Genomic DNA, 21,532 nt, shown 5'->3' with positions numbered 1-21,532 from the left:
GAAATCACTCGACCCCTTCCTTCCTGCCATGCATCGCCATGATCGTCTGCTGCATCACCGCGCACAACGTCCATTGCTCGCGCCTGATCGCGAACACTTCCGCGCGCGTGATCAGCAGCGTGCGTCCGGGCTTGATGACTTCGCCGCGCGCGACGAGCCGTTCGCCGTCGGCCGGCGCAAGCAGGTTCAACTTGTATTCGACGGTCAGCACGCTGGTGCCGGCGGGCGTCAACGTGTTCGCCGCGTAGCCGGCCGCGGAATCCGCGATCATCCCGACGACGCCGCCATGGATGAAGCCATGCTGCTGCGTGATTTCCGGCTTGAACGGCAGGTGGATCTCGACATGGCCCGGCTCGACGACGGGCAACTGCGCGCCGATCAGCGCCATCGCCTGCTGCAGGCGGAAACTTTCACGGACGCGATCTGCATACCCGGGGTCTTTGGGCTGGAAAATCGGCAGCTCGTATCTCATCCGGTCTCCTCGTCTGGATTGTAGAATTTCCAGTTGTTATTACGTTTACGTCAACGTAAACTAACGGCGAAAAAAATCAAGCCCCGCTCCGCATGCGGCGCACGATTTCGGCACGTGCCGCCGCCGCGCCGCCGGGATCGTGGCCGAGCAGATCGGAGCACTGTTTTTCGAGCATCGCGATCTCGCCGAGCACCGCTTCGATGTCCTCGCGCTGCTGTTCGAGCGCTTCACGGCGGTCGGCGAGCACGACGAGGAAACGCACCAGCTGCGCCGCGGGATTGCGCACGCCACCGTGCATCTCGAGCAATTCCTTGATTTCGGCGAGCGACAGGCCGAGGCGCTTGCCGCGCAGCGTGAGCTTGAGGCGGGTACGGTCGGACTTGGAATAGATGCGCGTGCGCCCGGCCCGGGACGGCTTCAGCAGCCCCTGGTCCTCGTAGAAGCGGATCGCCCGAGGCGTGACGTCGAAGTCGCGCGCGAGTTCGGTAATGGTGTAGGTTTGTTCGCTTGCCATTGATCGGTGCCCGAAGTAAAACGGCCTGGTCGATTGCGTCGCGCGCAAGCAGCCGCGCTGAAAGAGCAGAAAAGTTAATCAGAATTGAGGGGTTTGAGCAATCGGCGATTGCTTGCCCCGTCCAACGGAGAGAACTCGATGACCCGTCTTACCGAACTGCAGTACCCGTTCAGCGAGACCCCTGCCGGCGGCGAGACGCTCGCCGTGGCGAAGGGGGTGAGCTGGGTGCGGATGCCGCTGCCATTCGCCCTCGACCACATCAACCTGTGGCTGCTCGACGACGGCGAAACGCTCGCCGTGATCGACACCGGCTTCAGCCTCGACGAAGTGCGCGAGCACTGGAGCACGATCCTCGCGAACGACGGGCGCCCGGTCGGGCGTGTCCTCGTCACCCACCACCATCCCGACCATCTTGGCCTGGCGACCTGGCTCGCCGCGCGCGACGGCGCGCCGGTGTGGATGACGCAGGGCGAGCTCCTGTATGGCCACGCGATCTGGAACCAGCTGCCCGGATACTCGGTCACCGACATGGTCGCGCAATTCCGCAGCCACGGACTCGACGACGCGCGCCAGGCCGCCCTCGTCGACCGCGGCAACGGTTATCGCCGCGGCGTGCCAACGCTCCCCACGGCCTATCACCGCCTGTTCGACGGCGATGTCGTGACGATCAGCGCCCACGAGTGGCACGTCATCGTAGGATATGGTCATGCGCCCGAGCACGCCAGCCTGTACTGCGCGCAGCTCGGGATACTCATTTCGGGTGACATGCTGCTGCCGCGCATTTCGACGAACGTCAGCGTTTATGCGGCGACGCCGAATGACGATCCGCTCGGCTGGTTCCTCGATTCGCTGAATCGCTTCAAGGACTTGCCCGACGATACGCTCGTGCTACCATCGCATGGTCGACCATTCCGCGGCATCAGGGCGAGAATCGCACAGCTCGAAACGCACCACCGTGAACGCTGCGACGAACTGCTCGGCGCGCTCGTAACGCCCGGCAGCGCCGCGGACGTCCTTTCGACACTGTTTCCCCGCGAACTGGACACGCACCAGGTCATGTTCGCGATGGGAGAAGCGATCGCCCACCTCAACTACCTCGTCAATAGAAACGAGGCTCGCAGACTGGCCAGCGACGACGGCACGACCCGATTCGAACGCATTGCATGAAAAAACAGGAGCAATAGAGAGATGGCTGCACCCACCCCCGAGAACGTATTTGCCGAGCTGCCGGATCCGAAGGAGGTCGCCAAGACCTACGCCGAAGTCGCACAGCGCGCTTCGCACCTGATCAGCGAGCACGTCCAGCGCCAGCTCAAGAAAGGCGTCTCCACGCCCAGCGACGAGCTGGGCATCGCGCAGGCGTTCATGGACATGATGGCCAAGCTGCTGGCCAATCCCTACAAGCTCGCGCAGTCGCAGATGAACCTGGTGTGGGACTACTTCTCGCTGTGGCAGCATTCGATGCTGCGCGTCATGGGCATGCACGGCGCGCCGATCGCGCAGCCGGAGAAGACCGACAAGCGCTTCAAGGACGAGCAGTGGGAAGAGCATTTCCTGTTCGACTTCATCAAGCAGTCGTACCTGATCACCGCGCGCCACGTGCATGACACGGTGTGCTGCGTCGAAGGGCTCGACGAGCACTCGCAGAAGAAGGTGAACTTCTTCACGCGCCAGTACATCGACGCGCTGTCGCCGTCGAATTTCGCGCTGACGAATCCCGAAGTGTTCCGCGAGACAGTCAAGAACAACGGCCAGAACCTCATCAAGGGCCTGAACAACCTGCTGCGCGACATGGAAGACGGCGGCGGCCAGCTGCGCGTCAAGATGACCGACACGACCGCGTTCGAACTCGGCCGCAACGTCGCGACGACGCCCGGCAAAGTCGTGTTCCAGACCGACATGATGCAGCTGATCCAGTACACGCCGCGCACCGACAAAGTGCTCAAGCGCCCGCTGCTGATCGTGCCGCCGTGGATCAACAAGTTCTACATCCTCGACCTGCGCGAGAAGAATTCGTACATCAAGTGGTGCGTCGACCAGGGCCACACGGTGTTCGTCGTGTCGTGGGTGAACCCCGACGAGCGCCTCGCCGAGAAGACGTTCGAGTCCTACGTGCACGAAGGCATCGTCGCGGCGCTCGACGCGATCGAGAAGCAGACCGGCGAGAAGGAAGTGAACGTCTGCGGCTACTGCCTCGGCGGCACGCTGCTGGCGACGACGCTCGCGTACCTTGCCGGCAAGAAGGACAAACGTATCGCTTCGGCGACGTTCTTCACGACGATGATCGACTTTTCGGAGCCCGGCGAACTGGGCGTGTTCATCGACGAAGGCCAGGTATCGAGCCTCGAGAAGAAAATGTTCGAGCGCGGCTACCTCGAAGGTTCCGAGATGGCCGGCACGTTCAACATGATGCGGGCGAACGACCTGATCTGGTCCTTCGTCGTGAACAACTACCTGATGGGCAAGGACCCGTTCCCGTTCGACCTGCTGTACTGGAACTCCGACTCGACGCGCATGCCGGCGAAGATGCACAGCTACTACCTGCGCACGATGTACATGGAAAACCGGCTTGTCGAGCCGGGCGGCATCGTCATCGACGGCGTGCCGATCGATCTGTCGAAGATCAAGATTCCGTGCTACTTCATCTCGACGCTCGAAGACCATATTGCGCCGTGGAAAAGCACCTACACCGGCGCGCAGGCGCTTGGCGGTGCGGTGCGCTTCGTGCTCGGCGGCTCCGGCCACATCGCCGGCATCGTCAACCCGCCGGCGTCGAACAAGTACGGCTACTGGCTGAATCCGTCGGCAAAGCTGCCGCAGGACGCCGACGCGTGGTTCGAAGGCGCGCAGCACCAGCAAGGCTCGTGGTGGACCGACTGGCAGGGCTGGGTCGTGCCGCAGGATCCCGAACAGGTCGACGCGCGCGACCCGGCGAAAGGCAAGCTCAAGGCGATCGAGGACGCGCCCGGCTCCTTCGTCAAAGTCCGCCTCGACGCAAACCAGGCGGCCTGACGCGAATCGCCGGTCGCACGTCACGAGGGGGCTGCGGCCCCCTCGCTGTCGTCGACCCGCTGTCGTCGACCCGCTGATCTCGACCGCTGCCTCCGGAAGACGCGATGCCCGACTTGCCCTGCCCGCGCATCGTCCTCGACACGAACACCGTCATGGCGCTGTGGCTTTTCGAAGACCCGGCGCTGAGGCGCTTGCGAGATGCGATCGAGGGCTGCGATTTCGCCCTCGTCACGCGCGGCGACGCGCTCGACGAATTGCGCCACGTTCTCGCGTACCGCCAGTTCGGCGTCGCCGCCGAACGTCAGGCGGCGATCCTCGCCGGCTACGCCGCTCGCGTCACGCTCCTCCCCGACCGCGACGCTCCCGTCGGGGTCGACGGACCGGCGCAAGCGCTGCCGGCACTGCCGCTGTGTCGCGACCGCGACGACCAGAAGTTTCTCGAGATCGCGCGCGACGGCCAAGCGAGCCATCTCGTCAGCCGCGACAAGGCGTTGCTGAAGCTCAACCGCCACCGCCTGCTGCGGCCGCTGTTCGCGGTCCTGACGCCGGAAAACTTCGCGCAGGCGTTCGCGTCGCGCTGAGGCGGCTGCCGGCGTCCGAGCACCTCGCGAACTTCCCTACCCAGCGGCGAGCCGCTCCCGCAGCCGCGCGAGATAGCGCAAGCCGGCCGCGGCGCGGCTGCCGTACCAGGACGTCATTGTGCCGTCGATCAGCGCCGCGGGCCGGTCGGACAGGCGCGCGACCTCGTCCAGATGCAACGCGCGGAAACGGTAGGGTTCGGACGACAGCAGCACCCGCTGCGCCTGCACGACCGCCGACGCCTGCCAGGCGATTTCGGGATAACGGCTCGAGGTCTCGTCCGGCAGCGTTTCCCAACCGACCGCACGCAGCGTCGCCGAGATATAGGTGTCGCGCGACACGCTCATCCACGGCTCGCGCCAGATCAGGTACAGCACCCGCTCCGGCGGCAGCGACGCGGCCACGGCGCGCGCCGCGTCGAGCGCGCCGGCAAGATCCGCGGCCAGCCGGCCCGCTTCGGCGTCGCGATCGAAGATCCGGCCGAAAAGCCGGTACAGCCCGAAATTGTCCTCCGGCGCGCACGGGTGGGTGACGATGACGTTCGGGATGAACGCCGCGAGCCGGTCGACCGTCTCACGCCGGTTCTCGTCGATATTCACGATCAGGTGCGTGGCTTCGAGGGCGCGCACGGCGTCGATCCTGACGTCTTTCGTGCCACCGACTTTCGCCACCTTCCTGACGATATCGCGCGGATGAATGCAGAAGCCGGTGCGCCCGACGAGCTGGTCGGCGAGACCGAGCTCACATACCAGTTCGGTCAGCGACGGCACCAGCGACACGATGCGTACCGGCCCTTCGGCACGGCGGTGCACGACGCCGGCGGCGTCTTCGAGGGCGGCGGATTCGGGCGGGATCGTGGATACTTGCATTTCGATGTGCGGTCGTCGGCGAAGACTGCGATTGTAGGCGATGCGGCAAGCGCGCCGCTGCCCGAGTCGCGCCCGCCGGCGTGCGGCCACCTGCCCGGGAGGTTCAACATGCTTGTCGGCGTACCGAGGGAAATCAAGGTCCATGAGTATCGCGTCGGGCTCACGCCGGCGAGCGTCCGCGAAGTCGTCGCGCACGGCCACGAAGTGATCGTCGAGCGCGATGCGGGGCGCGGCATCGGCGCGAGCGACGACGACTACCGGCACGCCGGCGCCCGCATCGAGGACGACGCCGCGGCGCTGTATGCCGCAGCCGAACTGATCGTCAAGGTCAAGGAGCCCCAGCCCGCCGAGCGCATGCGCCTTAACGCCGGCCAGGTGCTGTTCACCTACCTCCATCTCGCGCCGGACCCGCAACAGGCGAACGACCTGCTCGCGAGCGGCGTCACCGCGATCGCGTACGAGACGGTCGGTGACGCCGACGGCGGGCTGCCGCTGCTCGCGCCGATGTCGGAAGTCGCCGGGCGGATGAGCGTGCAGGCCGGCGCGCACTGTCTCGAGAAAGCAGCCGGCGGGCGCGGGCTGCTGCTCGGCGGCGTGCCGGGCGTCGAGCCGGCGCGCGTCGTGATCCTCGGCGGCGGCGTCGTCGGCAGCAATGCCGCGCTGATCGCGCTCGGCATGGGCGCCGCAGTGACGATCGTCGACCGGTCGGTGGCCGTCCTGCGCCGTCTCGGCGAGCGCTTCGGCACGCAGCTGCACACGCTGCACGCGAGCGCCGACGCGATCGAAGCGGCAGTGCTCGACGCCGATCTCGTGATCGGCGCGGTGCTGGTGCCCGGTGCCGCGGCGCCGAAGCTCGTCACGCGCGACATCGTGCGCAGGATGCGCGCGGGCACCGTGGTCGTCGACGTCGCGATCGACCAGGGCGGCTGTTTCGAGACTTCCCGCCCGACGACTCATGCCGATCCGACTTTCGTCGTCGACGAAGTCGTGCATTACTGCGTCGCGAACATGCCGGGCGCAGTCGCGCGAACTTCGACGCTCGCGCTGAACGCCGCGACGCTGCCCTGCGTGCTCGCGCTCGCCGACCAGGGCTGGCGCGAGGCGCTGCGCGACGATCCCTATCTGGCGCGGGGGCTGAACATCTGGGACGGGCGCGTCATGCATCCCGGCGTCGCCGCGGCATTGGGCGTCGAGCCCGGCGACGGGCGCGACCTCGCGGCTGCCTCCACGGCGACGCCGTGAGCGCTCCGGATTCATTTCCCGGAGCGTGAAAATCTGCTCGTCCGTGATGGTGCGCTGCGCTAATCTACACGCCTCGCGCAAAGTCCCCCGGGAGTATTCATGCAGGCACTCGACCGTGTGAATACTTCCGCCGCCGCAGCTGCCGAGGCTCCCGGTCCGCGCCAGGGCCCGACCGGACTCGCGGTCGCCGCGATCGGCGTCGTGTATGGCGACATCGGCACAAGCCCGCTCTACACGCTGAAGGAAGTCTTCAACGGCCCGCATGCGGTGCCGGTGACGCCCCAGAATGTCTACGGCATCCTGTCGTTGGTGTTCTGGGCGCTGGTGCTCGTGGTATCGGCGAAATACGTCGTTTTCATCACGCGCGCCGACAACCGCGGCGAAGGCGGCATCATGGCGCTGACCTCGCTCGTGCTGCACGCGGTGCCGCCCGGCCGCAAGGCTTGGGTGCTGTCGGCGCTGGGAGTGTTCGGGGCCGCGCTGTTCTATGGCGACGGCATGATCACGCCGGCGATTTCGGTGCTGTCGGCGGTCGAAGGCCTCGAGGTCGCGACGCCGGCTTTCCGCCCGTATGTGCTGCCGGCCGCGCTCGTCGTGCTGTTGGCACTGTTCCTGATGCAGCGCCACGGCACCGGCAGTGTCGGCAGGATCTTCGGCCCGGTGATGCTGGTGTGGTTCGCCCTGCTCGCGGTGCTGGGCATCCTGGGCATAACGCTGCATCCTGAAATCCTCGGCGCGCTCGACCCGCGCTGGGCGCTGCGCTTCTTTGCCGATATGCCGCTGGTCGGCTGGCTGTCGCTCGGCGCGGTCGTGCTCGCGATCACCGGCGGCGAGGCGCTGTATGCGGACATGGGCCACTTCGGCCGCCGGCCGATCAAGTTCGCGTGGTTCCTCATCGTGTTTCCGTCGCTGTACCTGAACTACCTCGGCCAGGGCGCGCTGATCCTCGATCACCCCGACAACGTGCGCAATCCGTTTTACCTGCTGGTGCCCGACGCGCTGGTGTACCCGATGGTCGCGATGGCGACGCTGGCGACGATCATCGCCAGCCAGGCGGTGATCTCCGGAGCCTACTCGCTGACCCGCCAGGCGATGCAGCTCGGTTACGCGCCGCGCATGCGCACGATCTTCACGTCGGAACGCGAGATGGGCCAGATCTACGTGCCGAGCATCAACTGGATGCTGCTCGGCGCGGTGATCGCGCTGGTCGTCGGCTTCCGCTCGTCGAGCGCGCTCGCGTCGGCGTACGGCATCGCAGTCACGCTGACGATGATGATCGACACCCTGCTCGCGTTCGTCGTCGTCCGCGCGCTGTGGGGCTGGGGCAGGCTGCAGGCCGGACTCTTCCTCGGCGTGTTCCTCGCGGTCGACGTCGCGTTCTTCTCCGCGACCACCGTGAAGATTCTCGCCGGCGGCTGGTTCCCGCTACTGATCGGGGCACTGATCTTCACGCTGCTGACGACTTGGAAGCGCGGCCGCGAACTGCTCAACAGCCGCATCCGCACCGACACGATGCCGCTCGACAGCTTCATCCGGTCGATGTTCAACAACCCTTCGCCGCGCGTTGACGGCACCGCGGTATTCATGACGACTTGGCTCGAAGGCGTGCCGCGCGCACTGCTGCACAACCTCGTGCATAACAAGGTGCTGCACCGCCGGGTCGTGCTGCTGACGGTCGAAACCGCCGACGTACCGCACGTTCCAGACAGCGAGCGCGTCGTCGTAGAGGAACTCGACTACGGCTTTTACCGCGTGCGCGTGAACTACGGCTTCAAGGACGACCCCAACCTGCCGGCGGCGCTCATGCAGTGCGCAGATTTCGGATTGAAATTCGACATGATGGAGACATCGTTCTTCCTTGGCCGCGAAACCCTCGTGTCGCGCGTCGGTTCGGGCATGCCGCGCTGGCGCGAAAAGCTCTTCATCGTCATGTTCCGCAACGCCGGCAGTGCGGCCGACTACTTCCACATCCCGCCGAACCGCGTCGTCGAGCTCGGCACGCAGGTCGAGCTGTAGCCCTGCGGCGCCGGCCCGGCGCTTTTCAGCTCATGTTGCGCAGCTCGCGCAGCAGCACCGACAGCATCGGCATGTCGGTCTGCGCGGCGGTCTTCACGTCCGCGAGCAGATGCCGGTAACGCTCGACGGTGCTGCGGTTGCGTGCTTCCCACGCGGCAATCACCACTTCGGGCTGTTCGACGCCCGGACAATGCCGGAGCGCTTCGGCCGCGAGGATGCGCGCCTGGTTCGACAACTCGCTGCGCAGCGCGCTGCGCGCGAGCCCTTGCCAGCGCGATTCGGCCGGCAACGCGGAAATCTGCAGTCCGAGCCAGTACAGGTCGAGCTGGTCGCCGAGCGCGTAATACACGCGCGCGACCGTCGCTTCCGGCCGTCCGGTTTCCGCCGCGACTTCGACGAGATCGAGCGCCGAATACAGCTCGTCGAGCGACGCGATGCGCTGCGCGAGGGGTGCCGGCACGCCTTTCTCGATGAAACCCGCGGCGACGATGTCGAGGACTTCGCGATACGCCGGCTGGACGAAGTCGCGCAGCCCGGCCGACAGCTCGGCCGCTCCTGCGGAGAAATAGTCGAGTGTCGCCCGCAGGTCGGCGATCCAGTCGCGGTGGCGCAGGAACCACACCGCGCCGCGCTCGATCAGCCGAACCGACTCGATGATCATCTCGGTCTGCACCGCGTCGGCGACGACGTTGTCGAGCGACTCGATGTCGCGCCACGTCGGAACGAGGCCATACACTTCGCGGCTCGCCATGTACGCCCGGACGACTTCGGCAGGCGTCGCGCCGAGTTCGCCGTGCAGCCGGCTGACGAAAGTCGGCCCGACGCGGTTGATCATGCTGTTGACGACATGCGTGGCGATGATCTCGCGGCGCAGCGGATGGCGCTCGATCTGCGCCGCATAGCGTTCGCGCAGCGGCTGCGGAAAATAGTTCTTCAGCGCAGCCGAGATGTACGGGTCCTCCGGCACGTCGGAGGCGATGACTTCGTCGAACAGCTCGATCTTGCTGTATGCGAGCAGCACCGCGAGCTCGGGCGTGACGAGGCCGACCTGCTTGAGCGCCCGCTCGGCGATCTCCTCGTCCATCGGCAGGAACTCGAGCTTGCGATTCAGGCGCCCCGCATGGCCGAGGCGGCGGATGAATTCGGCCTGCTCGCCGAGCAGCGCGACACCTCGTGAGCGCGTCACCGACAGCACCTGCGTCTGGCCGTAGTTGTCGCGCAGCACGAGGCCGGCGACTTCGTCGGTCATCTCGACGAGCAGTACGTTGCGCTGCTTGTCGGTCAGGTCGCCTTCATCGACGACGCTGTCGAGCAGGATCTTGATGTTCACTTCGTGATCCGAGCAGTCGACGCCGCCGGAGTTGTCGATCGCGTCGGTGTTGATCTTGCCGCCGCGCAGCGCGTATTCGATGCGTCCGAGTTGCGTGACGCCGAGGTTGCCGCCTTCGGCGACGACGCGGCAGCGCAGCGCCGCGCCATTGACGCGCACCGCGTCGTTCGCCCGGTCGCCGACCGCGGCGTCGGTCTCGCTCGTCGCCTTGACATACGTCCCGATGCCGCCGTTGTAGAGCAGATCGACCGGCGCGGTGAGGATCGCGCGGATCAGCTCGGCCGGCGACAGGATCTCGGCTTCGATGTCGAGCGCCTCGCGCAGCTGCGGCGACAGCGGGACCGATTTCGCGTGGCGCGACCATACGCCGCCGCCGGTCGAGATCAGCGCCTTGTCGTAGTCGTCCCACGACGAGCGCGGCAACGCGAACAGGCGCTCGCGTTCGGCGAACGAGCTTTCGGCGTCCGGAGTCGGGTCGATGAAAATGTGGCGGTGGTCGAACGCGGCGACGAGCCGGATCGTGCGCGAGCGCAGCATGCCGTTGCCGAACACGTCGCCGGACATGTCGCCGATGCCGACGACGGTGAATGGTTGTTCCTGCGTGTTCAGCCCGAGTTCGCGGAAGTGGCGCTTGACCGACTCCCACGCGCCGCGCGCGGTGATGCCCATTTTCTTGTGGTCGTAGCCCGCCGAGCCGCCGGACGCGAACGCGTCGCCGAGCCAGAAGCCGTATTCGGCGGCCACCGCGTTCGCATGATCGGAGAACGTCGCCGTTCCCTTGTCCGCGGCGACGACGAGGTAAGGGTCGTCGTCGTCGTGGCGCAGCACATCGACCGGCGGCACGACCTCGCCCTGCACGAGGTTGTCGGTCACGTCGAGCAGGCCGCGCAGGTACGTGCGGTAGCACTCGACACCTTCGGCGAGCAGCGCCTCGCGGTCGCCGGCGGGCGGGTTCTTGACGACGAAGCCGCCTTTCGAGCCGACCGGCACGATGACGGCGTTCTTGACGATCTGCGCCTTCACTAGGCCGAGCACTTCGGTGCGGAAGTCCTCCATGCGGTCGGACCAGCGCAGGCCGCCGCGCGCGACGCGCCCGCCGCGCAGATGCACGCCTTCGAAGCGCGGCGAATAGACCGAAATCTCGAACATCGGCAGCGGCTGCGGCAGGTTCGGGATGCGGCGCGGATCGAGCTTCAGCGACAGGTACGGCTTCGGCCCGCCGCCGGCGGCGCGCTGGTAGTAGTTGGTGCGCAGCGTCGCCAGCACCATCGCGAGGAACTGGCGCAGGATGCGGTCTTCGTCGAGGTTGGCGACGGTGTTCAGTGCCTCCTCGATGCTCGCGACGAGCGCTGCCGCCTGTGCGTCGCGCGCGCCGCCGAGCACCGGGTCGAAACGCAGCGCGAACAGGTCGATCAGCTGCCGCGCGAGCTTCGGGTGGGCGGCAAGCGTCTGCTCCATGTACGCCTGGCTGAACGTGAAAGCCGCCTGACGCATGTGCTTCGCGTAAGCGCGGAGCACGACGATTTCGCGCCACGTCAGCCCGGCGAGCAGCGTCAGGCGGTTGAAGTCGTCGCTCTCGATGTCGCCGCGCCACGCGTGCAGGAACGCGTCGTGAAACAGCGCCCGCAGCTGGTCCAGGTTGAGCTCCTCGGCGCCCGCGTACGACAGCCCGAAGTCGTGGATCCATACACAGCGCCCGTCCTGGCGCTCGATCTCGGACGGTTTCTCGTCGATGACGCGCACCCCCATGCGTTCGAGCATCGGCAGGCTCTGCGACAGCGGCACCGGCGCGCCGACGCGGTACATCTTGAAATTCAGCCGCCCCGGCGGCGCTTCGAGCGGGATGTAGAGGCTCATGCCGAGGTCGCGGTCATCGGCGAGCGCTTCCATCTGCTCGATGTCGAACACCGCGACGCGCGGCGCGTATTCCTCGCGGTAGCCGGCCGGAAAACCGTCGGCGTAGCGGCGCAGCAGCGCCATGCCGCGCTCCTCGCCGCAGTGTTCGAGGACCGCGCGCTGCAGTTCGTCCTCCCAGCGCCGCGTCGCCCGCACCAGGCGCTGCTCGAGCTCGTGCACGTCGAACGGCGGAATCGTCGAGTCGCGCGTGCGCACGATGATCAGCACGCGCGCCAGCGCCGATTCGGAGAACTGCACGTCGAACTCGGCACTGCTGCCGTTGAACGCTTCCATCAGCACCGCCTGCATGCGCAGCCGCTGGTCGGTGTTGTAGTGCTCGCGCGGCACGTAGATCAGGCACGAGACGAAGCGCGCGAACGGGTCGGTGCGGACGAAAAGGCGCGTGCGCTGACGCTCGCCGAGCCGCAGGATGCCCATCGCCTGGTGGTACAGATCCTCGGTCGAGATCTGGAACAGCTCGTCGCGCGGGTAGCGCTCGAGGATCGTCAGCAACGCTTTAGCGGCATGGCTTTTCGGCAGCAGGCCGGCCTGCTCGACGACCGCGTCGACCTTGCGGCGCAGGAACGGGATCAGCCTCGGGCTGGTGCTGTACGCGGTCGACGCGAGCAGCCCGATGACGCGGCGCTCGGCGCGCGCGCGGCCGTTCTCGTCGAACACCTTGACGCTGAAACGGTCGATGAACCCCGGCCGATGCACCGTCGAGCGCGTGTTCGACTTGGTCACGGTCAGCAGCACAGGCAGATTCGGCAGCGTCGCCTTGAGGTTCATCGGCAGCGCGGCGAACGAGCGCGACACGTTCTCTCCCGGACGCTCCCGCAGCAGACCGAGCCCGGAGCCGGGCCGGATATGCAGTTCGCTGTCGCCGTCGGCAGCGACCAGCTCGTAGTCGCGACAGCCGAGCAGCACGATGTTCTCGTCGAGCAGCCACTTCAGGAAAGCCACCGTCTCGGCGGTCTCTTCCGGCGGGACGGGCGGCGGGTTCTGCTCGATGCCCTCGATGATCTCGACGACGCGCTGCTGCATCGCCGGCCAGTCAGTGACGGCTGCGCGCACGTCGGCGAGCACGCGCTCGAGCCCGTTGCGCAGCGCCTCGACGTCGTGCGCCTCGGTGCGGCGGTCGACTTCGACGTGGATGATCGATTCGTAATGCCCGCGCGTGTCGCCGTCTTCGGCGATGCCGAGGTACTGGCCCGCTTCATCGCGCACGACCCGCATCACCGGATGGATGATCAGGTGCAGCGTCAGCCCCTGCCGATTGACTTCCATCGTGATCGAATCGACGAGGAACGGCATGTCGTCATTGACGATCTCGACGACAGTGTGCGTGGATTCCCAGCCGTGCTCTTCGAGCTTCGGGTTGTACACGCGCAAGCGCGTGCCGCCGCGATGCTTGCGCACGAACTGCCAGTGGCTGACGACCGCGCCGTACAGGTCGTCGACCGAGCGGTCGGCGAGATCTTCCGGCGCGACCTGGCCGAACCAGCGCCGCGCGAACGGCTCGATCAGCACCGCCTGGTGGGCCGGCAACTTGTTCGCGATCTGTTCCAGAACCGCGTCGAATCGCGCGGCATCGACGTCCGCGTGAAGTGCCTGCATCGCTGCCTCCGTTTGTCGAAGACGGGCTGTGCAACGCGGCGTCATACGGGCGCCGCCCCGCTTCCGTCGAAAACGATACCCGGATCAGGCGCGAGGCGAAAGAAGCTTTTACGCCGTAGGGTTATCCGGCCGCGCGCGTCGGCCGGGGCTGCGGGTGGTGACGAAATTCAGCTTTTTTTCTGCTCGCTGCGCGAGCGCGCGATCAGCTGATCGACTTCCTTGAGCATCTGCTCGAAGCCGCCCGCCGAGCTCGCCGAAACGGTGTAGCGGCCGTCGACGGCCATCATCGGCACGCCGCTGACCTTGTAGGCCGCGGCGATCTGGTTCGAGCGCTGCACTTTCGACTGCACGCCGAACGACTTGTAGATGTCGCTGAAGCGCTTGCTGTCGAGGCCCGAACCGGCGACCCACTGCATCAGCGCGTCCTCCCGGTACAGCGGCTGCCGCTGGTCGTGAATCGCGGCAAACACTGCCGGCCCTTTCTCTTCGGCCTGGCCCATCGCTTCGAGCGTGTAGTAGAGCCGCGCCAGCGCCGTCCATTCGGGACGGTTGAACGTGATCGGCACCTTGACGAAGTTCACGTCGCCCTGCAGCTTCTTCGCCCAGCCGTTGAGCAGCGGTTCGAAGTCGTGGCAGTGCGGGCAGCCGTAGGAAAAGAACTCGATCACTTCGACCTTGCCTGCGACTTCGGTCGGCACTTTCGTGCCGAGCGTCTGGAAAGCCTGCCGCTGGGCGAAAACGGAGGCGGAGGCGCCCAGCGTGGACAGCGCGCCGAGCGCGGCGAGTTGCTTGAGGGCGAGACGACGATTCATGCATTGCTCCCGTGTTGATGACAATGTCTCGGACGGCCACCGCGCGCGGACGTTCCCGCGAACGTCGCTGCCGGCGGCATCGAAACGCGAATCAGGGGGTGGCTTTCACGACGGTGCCGGTGAAGCCGGCGTCGGCAAGCCGTGTGCGCACCGGATTCATGTCTTCCGGCTTGGCGAACGGGCCGATGCGCACGCGGTGCATCGTTCGCCCGTCGGGCAGTTGCGCGCGCTGCGCGCTCGCCTCGATGCCGGCGAGCGCGAGCCTCGCCTTGAGGTTGTCGGCTTCGGCGGGATTCTCGAAAGCGCCGATCTGCAGATACAGCCGCTCGGCGACCGGCGGCGCAGGCGGCGCAGCGGGCGCGACTTCGGCCGGCGCGACGTTGCCCTGCGGCAGGATCTTGTAGAACTCGAAGTCGGGCTTGACGACCGGGCGATCGCCCGGCTTGCCGGGCAACGACAGCGGCGGCTGATCCGGCGCCGACGGCACGCGGCTCGGCACGCTGCCGCTGCCTTGCGGCGCCTGGAACGGTGACGAGCGGGTGAACCACCACGCTGCGCCGGCCGCGAACAGCGCACCGAGGATCAGGCCGATGAAGATGCCGACGATCACCCCGCCGCCGCTTTTGGCGGGCGGGCGGCGGGTGGTCGGCCGGGACTTGGGGGCGCGGCTCACGAGCTTCTCCGGACGTTGGGACGTTACATCGACTGCGGCGCGGACACGCCGAGCAGCGCCAGCGCGGTCGCCAGCACCTGTCGCACCGCTGCTGCCAGCGCGAGCCGCGCCAGACGCAGCGCGGGATCGTCGACGAGCATGCGCTCGGCGTTGTACCAGCTGTGGAACTCCGCGGCGAGGTCCTTCAGGTAGAACGCGAGCTGGTGCGGCGCGTAATCCGCGGCGGCGTTCTGGATCAGCTCGGGGAAGCTGCCGAGGCGCGCGCACAGCGCGAGCTCGCGCTCGTTGCCGAGCAGATCGAGCTGCGCGGCCCGCAGCTCGGCTGCGTCGCCGCCCCACTGCTCGAGCACCGAGCAGACGCGCGCATGCGCGTACTGCACGTAATACACCGGGTTCTCGTTGCTCTGGCTTTTCGCCAGGTCGAGGTCGAAATCGAGGTGCTGGTCGCTCTTTCTCAGCACGTAGAAGAAGCGGCATGCGTCGTTGCCGACTTCGCGGCGCAGCTCGCGCAGCGTGACGAACTCGCCCGAGCGCGTCGACATCGACGCCTTCTGCCCGTTGCGATACAGCACCGCGAACTGCACCAGCGTCACTTCGAGCTTTTCCGGCGGCAGGCCGAGCGCCGCGATCGCGCCCTTGACGCGCGGAATGTAGCCGTGGTGATCGGCGCCCCAGATGTCGATGATGCGGTCGTAGCCGCGCTCGTACTTGTTCAGGTGGTACGCGATGTCGGACGCGAAATACGTGTACAGGCCGTTTTCGCGCTGCACGACGCGATCCTTCTCGTCGCCGAACGCGGTCGAGCGGAACCACTTCGCGCCGTCCTGCAGATAGACGTGGCCGCGCTTTTCGAGCTCGGCGACCGCGCGGTCGACGAGCCCGGTGTCGAACAGGCTTTTCTCCGAGAACCACTTGTCGAAATGCACGCCGAACTCTTCGAGATCATCGCGCCCGTCGCCGAGCTGCTCGTTGAGCGCGAAGCCATGCACGAAGTGATAGTCCTCGCCGAGCAGCCGCTTCGCGTTGGCGATCAGCGTGTCGAGATGGTCTTCGCGCTGCGTCTTCGCCTCGTTGTCCTTGCGCTCGGCAATCGGCAGCCCCGGCGCCCCGTCGAGCACCTGTTCGGCGCTGACGCGGGCGAAGCGGTCCTGGTGCCCTTCGCGCATCGCGCGCGCCATCTCGACGACGTAGTCGCCCTGGTACGCGTTCGGCGGGAACGGGATATCGACGCCGTACAGCGCGAGGTAGCGCAGCCACGTCGACAGCGCGAGGATGTCCATCTGGCGGCCGGCGTCGTTGATGTAGTACTCGCGGGTAACGTTGCAACCGGCAAAATCGAGCACCGACGCGAGCGACGCGCCGTACGCGGCGCCGCGACCGTGGCCGACGTGCAGCGGCCCGGTCGGGTTCGCGGAAACGAATTCGAGCTGCACCGTGACGCCGCTGCGCGTGCCGCGCCCGAACGCGGCACCCTGCGTGAGCACCTGGTTCACGACCGAGGTCTTCGCCGCGGACGCGAGCGTGAAGTTGATGAAGCCGGCGCCGGCGATTTCGGTCGCCGCGACGAGCGGCGAGGCAGGCAGCTCGTCGAGCAGCATCGCCGCCAGATCGCGCGGACTGCGGCGCAGCGGCTTCGCCAGCTGCAGCGCGAGGTTGGTCGCGAAGTCGCCGTGTCCGGCCTGTTTCGGCCGCTCGAGATGGATGGCGGTGTCGGCAAGTTCCGGCGCCACGCTCTTGAGCGCGGTACGCAGCAGGTCGGCGAGTTGGGCTTTCGGATCGGCGCTCATGGCACTCGGGAAATCGTAAAACGCGGAATTATAGCGGATCGACCCGCCATTCCCGCCTCGCATCCACGCCCGCTCGCCGCGGTGCTCCCGGGCGCGAGTCGCAACGACTCCGAATGCGGCCACTGCAACACGGTTGCATTTGTCGCAACCCCCCCACTAGAATGCGCCGATGCCAGCCCCATTCGTCCTGCCACAACTGACGGGGTGGAACCGGCGCCGGCACCGGCTTCCCGACGTGCAGCGCGCTTTTCCGTCCTGCGTGAGCGCCCAGCCCGGCTTCGTCCGTCGTCTGCGGCGCGACCTGCCGCGAGCGCTCGCACTGCGCATGCTGCTGATCCTCGCGCTCGCCCTCGTGCAGACCGGGGCGCTGATGCATGTGATCGGACATGCAGGCACTGCCGCGACCGGCGGAACGACGCTGGCAGCGGGCGACGGCGACGACAGCGAGCGGGCCCCGTTCTGCCACGACTGTTTGGCGCTCGGTGGCATCGACCTCTCCCTCGCTTCCAGCGCCGGTCCGAGCGGCGACGCCGGCGCGGCCTGTTCCCCGCCTGACGGCGGGAACGCCATCACCATCCGCAGCGATCGGCTTCCGCCACGCTGTCGCGCACCGCCGCGAACGGCCTGAGGCCGGATCACCCCCCACGCTGCATCGCAATCGCAGCGGCGCAAGCCTTCCCGGGATGCGCCCCGGCCGTTTCCCCATTCAATTCGCTTCGCATTCGGACGGCGCGTGCCAGCCGCGCCACCCCTTGTCCACGCCCATGTAGGCTCCGCCGCGCAGGACGCGACCTCGCGCCCGCCGGAGCCGCTGCTCGCTCCACCGGAATTCAGGAAAAACCCGATGTCGATAAAGATCCCTCGCTTGACCCTTGCACTCGTCGTCGTGCTTGCCGGCGGATCGGCCGCCCCTGCCGCCGCCGAAGACCGGCCGCCGCAGCTCTCGACCACGCCGGGCGTCGAGGCCGGCGGCGAAACCGAACTCGAAACCGTCACCGTCTCGGCGAGCGCGCTGTCGCTCGGCAGTGACGACATGAGCGTCCCGGTCAGCGTCCTCGCCGGCGACGCGCTCGTCCAGCGCCGCGAAGCCTCGCTCGGCGAGACGCTCGCCCGCGAACCCGGCATCACTTCGACGCACTTCGGCGCCGGCGCGAGCCGCCCGATCATTCGCGGCATGGACGGCGCGCGCGTCAAGGTGCTGACCGACGGCGCGGAAGTCATGGACGCCTCGACGATCAGCCCCGACCACGCCGTCGCAGTCGAGCCGATGCTCAGCGAACAGATCGAAGTGCTGCGCGGCCCGGCGGCGCTCGCCTACGGCGGAGGCGCGATCGGCGGCGTCGTCAACGTGCTCGACCGCCGGGTTCCCATCGCGATCCCCGACGGCAGCGTCGAAGGCAGCGTCGAAGTTCGCGGCAACACCGCGGCGAGCGAAGCGGCCGGTGCGTTCGAAGTGACGGCCGGCGCCGGAAAAGTCGCGATTCACGCCGAAGGCCTCGAGCGCGACGCCCGCGACTACCGCGTCGGCAGCGGCTGGTCCGGCGGCTCGCGCGTCGATGGCAGCTTCAACGACACGCACACCGGCAGCATCGGCCTGTCGTGGATCGACACGCGCGGCTTTGTCGGGCTCGCCTACACGCAGCAATCGAACGAATACGGCCTGCCCGGCCACAATCACGGCATCGAGGAATGCGAGGCGGTCGGGAACCTCCTCGAATGCGGCGCCCATGGAGAGGACGAACCCGGCGAAGCGGGCGAAGACGCCCCGTTCGTCGAGCTCGACAGTGCGCGCTGGGACCTGCGCGGCGAATACCTCGAACCGTTCACCGGCTTCGCGAAAGTGCGCGTGCGCGCGAGCCGCACCGACTATCGTCACGACGAGATCGAGGACGGCGCCGTCGCGACGCGCTTCCGCAACCAGGCACACGACGGGCGTGTCGAGTTCGAACACGATCCCCTCGGCGGCTGGCGGGGCCTCGTCGGGCTGCAGACGACCCGGCGCGACTTCCGTGCGCTCGGCGAAGAGGCGTACGTACCGCCGACGCTGACGCGCAGGCACGCGGCGTTCGTCATCGAGGAGTTCACGGCCGGCGACTGGCGCTTCGACGCCGGGCTGCGCCACGAATGGCAGGACATCGACGTCGATGCCGCGGCGCCCGACCGCCGCCACCGCGGCAACTCCGCGTCCGTCGGCACGGTATGGAACTTCGCCCCGCAGTATGCGCTGGGGGCGTCGCTGTCGCGCGCGCAGCGCCTGCCGAGCGCGGAGGAGCTGTATGCCGAAGGCCTGCATCTGGCGACCGCGACGTTCGAGCGCGGTAACGCGGACCTCGACGCCGAAACCTCGCACAACCTCGACGTCAGCCTGCGCAAGCTCGGCGGCGACACGACTTTCTCGCTCAGCGTGTTCCGCAACCGCGTCTCGGACTTCATCTTCGCGCGCACGATCGACGAACGGGACGGCCTGCAGCTCGTCGAATACGCGCAGCGCGACGTCAACTTCACCGGTCTCGAAGGGCAGATCCGCCAGCGGCTCGGCACGATGCTCGGCGTCACGCTGTTCGGCGACTACGTGCGCGCCCGCTTCGCCGGCGGCGACGGCGACCGTGACCTGCCGCGCATTCCGGCCCGCCGCGCCGGGGTCCGTCTCGACGCGCACTGGCGCGGCTGGGAAGGCGAGCTCGAGTGGTATCGCGTCGGCCGGCAGAACGACGTCGCCGAATTCGAGCGCAGCACGTCCGGCTACCACATGGCGAACCTCGCCGTCCGCTACAACGGGCGCTTCGATGCGCTCGCCTACCAGCTCTATGTCAAGGCGAACAATCTCACCGACGAGCTCGCCTTCAGCCACACGTCGTTCATCAAGAACGCGGCGCCGCTGAGCGGACGCAACGTCACGGTCCGAGTGCGCGTGCCGTTCTGACGCGACCCGCCGGGCATGGCCGGCGAAAACGTTCGCGACGCGCCGCGCGGTCCGGCGCCGCGGCGTGTTCGCGGCCTTTCCTCGTCCCACCTTTCCGGCTACAGTCCGGCCTTTCCCGCAGCCGGCTTCCCAACGTGCGCCTGTTCCGCCTCGCCAAGATCGTCACCGTGGGCCTGCGTTTCGGCCTCGACCAGATGGTGCTCGACGCCGATCCGAGCGGCCGGCTGCTGCGGCTGTGGCACGTCGTGTTTTTCTGGCGCCAGCCGTCCGCGCCGCGCGGCGTGCGGCTGCGCCAGGCGCTCGAGTCGCTCGGTCCGATTTTCGTCAAGTTCGGCCAGATGCTGTCGACGCGCCGCGACCTCTTGCCGACCGACCTCGCCGACGAGCTCGCGCTGCTGCAGGACCGCGTGCCGCCGTTCCCGACCGAGCAGGCGCTGAAAGTCCTCGAGGACTTCTACGGCCGGCCGGTCGACGACGTCTTCGTCGAGTTCGCGCGCACCCCGGTCGCGTCCGCCTCGGTCGCGCAGGTGCATTTCGCCCGGTTGCCCGACGGCACCGAAGTCGCCGTCAAGATCCTGCGTCCCGGCATCGAGCGCGTCATCGCGCACGACCTCGCACTGCTCGAAACCGCGGCGATGCTGCTCGACCGGCTGTGGATCGAAGGCCGGCGGCTCAAGCCGCGCGAAGTGGTCGCCGAGTTCAGCAAGTACCTGCACGACGAACTCGACCTGATGCGCGAAGCGGCCAACTGCTCGCAGCTGCGGCGCAACTTCAAGGACTCGCTGCTCCTCGTCGTGCCGGAAGTCTATTGGGACTGGTGCGGCAAGTCGGTGATGGTCATGGAGCGCATGCATGGTGTGCCGATCTCGCAGCTCGCGACGCTGCGCGCGCAGGGCACGGACCTGTCGCGGCTGTCGCGCGCCGGCGTCGAGATCTTCTTCACGCAGGTGTTCCGCGACGGCTTCTTCCATGCCGACATGCATCCCGGCAACATCTTCGTGCATGCCGACGGGCGCTACATCGCGCTCGACTTCGGCATCGTCGGCACGCTGACCGAAGTCGACAAGAACTACCTCGCGCAGAACTTCCTCGCGTTCTTCAAGCGCGACTACAACCGCGTCGCGCGCGCGCACATCGAAGCCGGCTGGGTGCCTGCGCACACCCGCGTCGACGAGTTCGAAGGGGCGATCCGCGCGGTCTGCGAGCCGATCTTCGACCGCCCGCTGAAGGACATCTCGTTCGGCAAGACTTTGCTGCGCCTGTTCCAGACCGCGCGCCGTTTCGAGATGGAAGTGCAGCCGCAGCTCGTGCTGCTGCAGAAGACGTTGCTGAACATCGAAGGCCTCGGCCGCCAGCTCGACCCGGACCTCGATCTGTGGAAGACCGCGAAGCCGTTCCTCGAGCGCTGGATGGACGAGCGCATGGGCTGGCGCGCGCTGCTGCACGGCGTGCGCAACGAGGCGCCGACGTGGGCCGGCACGCTGCCGCAGCTGCCGCGCCTGATGCACCAGGCGCTCGTCGAGCCGACGCTGCACCACGCGGTCCAGCGCGAGCAGCTCGAGCGCCTCACCGCGGCGCAGCGCTTCCAGGGACGCCTGCTCGCCGTCGTCGCGCTGCTGCTCGCGGCGATCGTCACGATCGAGCTGTACCGCGGCGTCACCTGAGCGCCTCCGAGGCGAGCCGCGGCCCCCGCGACGCGGCGCCGCGCCCTGCAGCAGCTGAACGAATCCCTGCCGCCCCCGTCGAACCGTCAGGCATTTCGACTTGTTCGTCCGCAGCTGCGGTATGGG

15 protein-coding genes are annotated in these 21,532 nt (G+C 67.5%); 8 read left to right on the top strand and 7 right to left on the bottom strand.

Annotated elements, in window-relative coordinates:
- Positions 1 to 4 precede the first annotated feature (4 nt).
- Both PA01_09735 and PA01_09730 read right to left on the bottom strand, forming a co-directional pair.
- Positions 5 to 472, bottom strand: a complete 468-nt coding sequence (locus PA01_09735; protein ID KON81833.1) for a PaaI family thioesterase — start codon at positions 470 to 472, stop codon at positions 5 to 7.
- A 76-nt stretch (positions 473 to 548) separates the two neighbouring features.
- A complete protein-coding gene (locus PA01_09730; GenBank protein KON81832.1) occupies positions 549 to 986 on the bottom strand; it encodes a MerR family DNA-binding transcriptional regulator in 438 nt (145 codons plus the stop codon).
- A 138-nt stretch (positions 987 to 1,124) separates the two neighbouring features.
- Between PA01_09730 and PA01_09725 the strand changes: the two genes are divergently transcribed.
- From PA01_09725 to PA01_09715, 3 genes are all read left to right on the top strand, one after another.
- Positions 1,125 to 2,153 (top strand): MBL fold metallo-hydrolase, encoded by a 1,029-nt coding sequence (locus tag PA01_09725; protein ID KON81831.1) that lies wholly within the window; start codon positions 1,125 to 1,127, stop codon positions 2,151 to 2,153.
- 21 nt (positions 2,154 to 2,174) lie between these two features.
- Entirely contained in the window at positions 2,175 to 3,998 is a 1,824-nt protein-coding gene (phaC, locus tag PA01_09720; GenBank protein KON81830.1) for a class I poly(R)-hydroxyalkanoic acid synthase, read from the top strand.
- Between the two features lie 104 nt (positions 3,999 to 4,102).
- A complete protein-coding gene (locus PA01_09715; GenBank protein ID KON81829.1) occupies positions 4,103 to 4,579 on the top strand; it encodes a putative toxin-antitoxin system toxin component, PIN family in 477 nt (158 codons plus the stop codon).
- A gap of 36 nt (positions 4,580 to 4,615) precedes the next feature.
- On the opposite strand, the gene PA01_09710 is transcribed toward PA01_09715, so the two are convergent.
- Positions 4,616 to 5,446 (bottom strand): helical backbone metal receptor, encoded by an 831-nt coding sequence (locus PA01_09710; protein ID KON81828.1) that lies wholly within the window; start codon positions 5,444 to 5,446, stop codon positions 4,616 to 4,618.
- 108 nt (positions 5,447 to 5,554) lie between these two features.
- On the opposite strand from PA01_09710, the gene ald reads away from it, so the two are divergent.
- Both ald and PA01_09700 read left to right on the top strand, forming a co-directional pair.
- Positions 5,555 to 6,688, top strand: coding sequence for an alanine dehydrogenase (ald, locus tag PA01_09705; GenBank protein ID KON82428.1), 1,134 nt, complete (start codon positions 5,555 to 5,557; stop codon positions 6,686 to 6,688).
- A gap of 99 nt (positions 6,689 to 6,787) precedes the next feature.
- Entirely contained in the window at positions 6,788 to 8,704 is a 1,917-nt protein-coding gene (locus PA01_09700) for a potassium transporter Kup (protein ID KON81827.1), read from the top strand.
- A 25-nt stretch (positions 8,705 to 8,729) separates the two neighbouring features.
- Here the strand turns inward: PA01_09700 and PA01_09695 are convergent, their stop codons facing one another.
- From PA01_09695 to argS, 4 genes are all read right to left on the bottom strand, one after another.
- A complete protein-coding gene (locus PA01_09695) occupies positions 8,730 to 13,547 on the bottom strand; it encodes an NAD-glutamate dehydrogenase (GenBank protein KON81826.1) in 4,818 nt (1,605 codons plus the stop codon).
- A 167-nt stretch (positions 13,548 to 13,714) separates the two neighbouring features.
- Positions 13,715 to 14,359: a thiol:disulfide interchange protein DsbA/DsbL gene (locus PA01_09690; GenBank protein KON81825.1), complete on the bottom strand. Its 645-nt coding sequence runs from the start codon at positions 14,357 to 14,359 to the stop codon at positions 13,715 to 13,717.
- Between the two features lie 91 nt (positions 14,360 to 14,450).
- Positions 14,451 to 15,032, bottom strand: coding sequence for an SPOR domain-containing protein (locus PA01_09685; protein ID KON81824.1), 582 nt, complete (start codon positions 15,030 to 15,032; stop codon positions 14,451 to 14,453).
- Positions 15,033 to 15,055: 23 nt separating this feature from the next.
- Positions 15,056 to 16,819 carry an arginine--tRNA ligase gene (gene argS, locus PA01_09680; GenBank protein ID KON81823.1) on the bottom strand — a complete coding sequence of 588 codons (1,764 nt, stop codon included), beginning with the start codon at positions 16,817 to 16,819 and terminating at the stop codon, positions 15,056 to 15,058.
- 169 nt (positions 16,820 to 16,988) lie between these two features.
- On the opposite strand from argS, the gene PA01_09675 reads away from it, so the two are divergent.
- The 3 genes from PA01_09675 to ubiB all read left to right on the top strand — a co-directional run bounded on the left by PA01_09675 (position 16,989) and on the right by ubiB (position 21,406).
- Positions 16,989 to 17,447 (top strand): hypothetical protein, encoded by a 459-nt coding sequence (locus PA01_09675; GenBank protein ID KON81822.2) that lies wholly within the window; start codon positions 16,989 to 16,991, stop codon positions 17,445 to 17,447.
- A gap of 216 nt (positions 17,448 to 17,663) precedes the next feature.
- A complete protein-coding gene (locus PA01_09670; GenBank protein ID KON81821.1) occupies positions 17,664 to 19,742 on the top strand; it encodes a TonB-dependent receptor in 2,079 nt (692 codons plus the stop codon).
- Between the two features lie 134 nt (positions 19,743 to 19,876).
- Positions 19,877 to 21,406 carry a ubiquinone biosynthesis regulatory protein kinase UbiB gene (gene ubiB / locus PA01_09665; GenBank protein ID KON81820.1) on the top strand — a complete coding sequence of 510 codons (1,530 nt, stop codon included), beginning with the start codon at positions 19,877 to 19,879 and terminating at the stop codon, positions 21,404 to 21,406.
- Positions 21,407 to 21,532 lie beyond the last annotated feature (126 nt).

This window comes from Azoarcus sp. PA01 (assembly GCA_001274695.2).
Taxonomy (GTDB): Bacteria; Pseudomonadota; Gammaproteobacteria; order Burkholderiales; family Rhodocyclaceae; genus Aromatoleum.
The sequence above is the reverse complement of the archived record's forward strand: the minus strand, read 5'-3'. Positions and strand labels throughout refer to the sequence as shown.